The organism is Cyanobacterium sp. T60_A2020_053 (assembly GCA_015272165.1).
GTDB lineage: Bacteria > Cyanobacteriota > Cyanobacteriia > Cyanobacteriales > Cyanobacteriaceae > Cyanobacterium.
The window spans coordinates 1-2,570 of sequence record JACYMF010000044.1; the positions used below are offsets into that span (position 1 = coordinate 1).

Sequence of the window (2,570 nt, forward strand, 5' to 3'; positions counted from 1 at the left end):
CGATTTTTTTGTTGGTTCGTTTACATCCCCCGTTGATTTCAGTGGGTATTTTTTTGTTGAGAAATTCAACGGGGGTCTTTCACTCACATTTCAAGATAAATAGATTGAATCTTCGCACTTTACTCACCGTGCAATGAATTACACGGAACCAACAGTATTTCGATAAATTGAACTAAGATTACTTTTAACCGATTTATAAGTGATCAAATAGACTTGATATATTATTTTCTAATAATTGATTAATTAATTGTTAAAAACCTCTAAATTTCAAACTATAGCAGTCCTAAATCATTTGTATAACATTTTTAAGTATCTAAAAATATTATCATTGCATTTTAATAAAGGCATGAGCGCCCGTTGCCTTTTGCCTACCCCAACGACACAACTAATGAGTGCAAACCCTAATTAAGAGATTTTTGTCTATTTTCAATTTCTTCAAAGGTATTTAATAATAATCTTTTTGCTTGTAATTTCCAGCCTATTTGTTGAATTTTTATGGCGAGAGGAAGGGCGATAGCAGTGGCGATAAAATCGAGATACTGCTGAGAAGAAATACCCAATAATAAACCTAATCCAGCAATACCCCAAAAAGGCAAGGCAAAACTCTGTCTATCCGTTTCTAACTTTTTTGCCCAGAATCCTTGGGGCATTTGTGCCATTAATTCCTGCTTGAGTTGCTTTTGTTGACTGAGATTTAAAGCAAGTCCGATTTTTCGGCGCAATTTTTCTATTTTGCGCTCATCGGTGCTGTATTGCGTTAATTCATCTTCTGCCATGCTCAAAAGTGCTTCTAAGGTAATTGCCATGTTTTACAATAAAAAAAGACCTAATTTATCATATCAAATGCTATTACATCTCTCCACTTGGCAAGAAATCGAAACCTATTTACAAACTTCATCGGGAATTATTATACCTATTGGATCAACGGAGCAACATGGACCTACGGGGTTAATTGGAACGGATGCCATTTGTGCTGAAAAAATTGCTTTAGGGGTGGGGATGGCGGTATCAGCGCCCGTCGCCCCAACAATTAATGTGGGTATGGCACTTCATCATACTGCTTTTCCGGGGACAATCAGTTTACGCCCCAGCACTTTAATTTTATACATTCAAGACTATTTAACTTCTCTCGCTAAAGCTGGGTTTCGGCGTTTTTTCTTCATTAATGGCCATGGTGGTAATATTGCCACCGTTAAAGCTAGTTTTGCGCAATGTTACGATCATTGGGCTAATCTCAATTTACCAGCGCCCGACGACTTCCAATGTCATTTAGCGAATTGGTTTATGGGTAGAGAAGTGTATAAATTAGCAAAGGAATTGTATGGGGATCAAGAGGGATCACACGCAACACCATCAGAAGTGGCTTTAACACAATATATTTACCCTGATAGTATTAAAACAGCGCCCCTCAGCGAGGAAGTAAATCAAGGTTATGCCATTTATGGCGCAATGAATTTTCGTAGATGCTACCCTGATGGTAGAATGGGATCAAATCCTAGTTTAGCAACCCCAGAACACGGACAAAAGTTTTATGAGTTAGCGGTTCAAGAATTAACTCGAAGTTATCTGGAGTTTATAGCTTAGGGCAGAACCTATAATCATAGCTAAGTTATCAATGAAATCATATTTGGCAGCCGCAGTTTGTATGACAAGCACTCCTAACGTGGAGAGCAATTTGAACCAAGCAGAAGAGTTAATCGCTTTGGCGGTGAATCAAGGTGCGAAGTTAATCGGTTTACCTGAAAACTTTTCCTTTTTGGGGGTTGATCAGGATAAAATCGCCCAAGCGCCCTCCATCGCTACCCAAAGCGAAAAATTTATTATTCGCATGGCACAAAAATTTCAAGTCACCATTTTAGGGGGCGGTTTTCCCACTCCTTTGCCTGATGATGCCACCAAAGTTTATAATACTGCCCTTTTGGTGTCTGCCAATGGTTTGGAATTAGCTCGTTATCATAAAGTACATTTGTTCGATGTTAATGTACCTGACGGTAATAATTATCAGGAGTCAAAAACTGTCATGGCAGGAAATACGCCTCCCCCCGTAGCTGAAACAGAGGATTTGGGCAAAATTGGGCTTTCCATTTGTTATGATGTGCGTTTTCCTGAAGTTTATCGTCATCTCTCGGCGAAGGGCGCTGATGTGATGTTTATTCCAGCAGCCTTTACTGCTTACACTGGCAAAGATCACTGGCAGGTGTTATTACAGGCGCGCGCCATCGAAAATACTTGCTATATCATCGCTCCAGCCCAAACAGGCAATCACTACGCGCGCCGTTGTAGTCATGGTCATGCCGTTATTGTTGACCCGTGGGGTAGTATTGTTGCGAGTACGGGCGCTCAAATTGGCGTAGCTATGGCGGAAATCAACCCCCATCGATTGCAACAGGTGAGGGCGCAGATGCCTAGTTTACAACATCGCATTTTTGCCTAATTGAAATGGTGGAGGGCGCTGGATTTAAGTAATAAGTAATAAGTAAAAAGTAAGAGGTTTTGGGGTGGGGAGAAGGGTTGAAACCCACCTTCCGCATACTTCAAAAAAAAGCAAAAATATTACAATGAATAAGAGT

3 protein-coding genes are annotated in these 2,570 nt (G+C 40.2%); 2 read left to right on the forward strand and 1 reads right to left on the reverse strand.

The genetic code is table 11. The annotated features are described in order from the left end of the window. Positions 1 to 401: 401 nt before the first annotated feature. Complete coding sequence (locus tag IGQ45_06570) at positions 402 to 806, reverse strand: hypothetical protein (protein MBF2056877.1); 405 nt, start codon at positions 804 to 806, stop codon at positions 402 to 404. A gap of 37 nt (positions 807 to 843) precedes the next feature. Between IGQ45_06570 and IGQ45_06575 the strand changes: the two genes are divergently transcribed. Both IGQ45_06575 and IGQ45_06580 read left to right on the forward strand, forming a co-directional pair. Further along, positions 844 to 1,584 carry a creatininase family protein gene (locus IGQ45_06575; protein MBF2056878.1) on the forward strand — a complete coding sequence of 247 codons (741 nt, stop codon included), beginning with the start codon at positions 844 to 846 and terminating at the stop codon, positions 1,582 to 1,584. Positions 1,585 to 1,615: 31 nt separating this feature from the next. Then, positions 1,616 to 2,434 (forward strand): carbon-nitrogen hydrolase family protein, encoded by an 819-nt coding sequence (locus tag IGQ45_06580; protein MBF2056879.1) that lies wholly within the window; start codon positions 1,616 to 1,618, stop codon positions 2,432 to 2,434. The last annotated feature ends 136 nt before the right edge of the window (positions 2,435 to 2,570 follow it).

Excerpts from the sequence above, each read along its gene's own strand:
- IGQ45_06570 (MBF2056877.1), bottom strand. The coding sequence starts at position 806 with ATGGCAATTACCTTAGAAGCACTTTTGAGCATGGCAGAAGATGAATTA.
- IGQ45_06575 (MBF2056878.1), top strand. The coding sequence starts at position 844 with ATGCTATTACATCTCTCCACTTGGCAAGAAATCGAAACCTATTTACAA.
- IGQ45_06580 (MBF2056879.1), top strand. The coding sequence starts at position 1,616 with ATGAAATCATATTTGGCAGCCGCAGTTTGTATGACAAGCACTCCTAAC.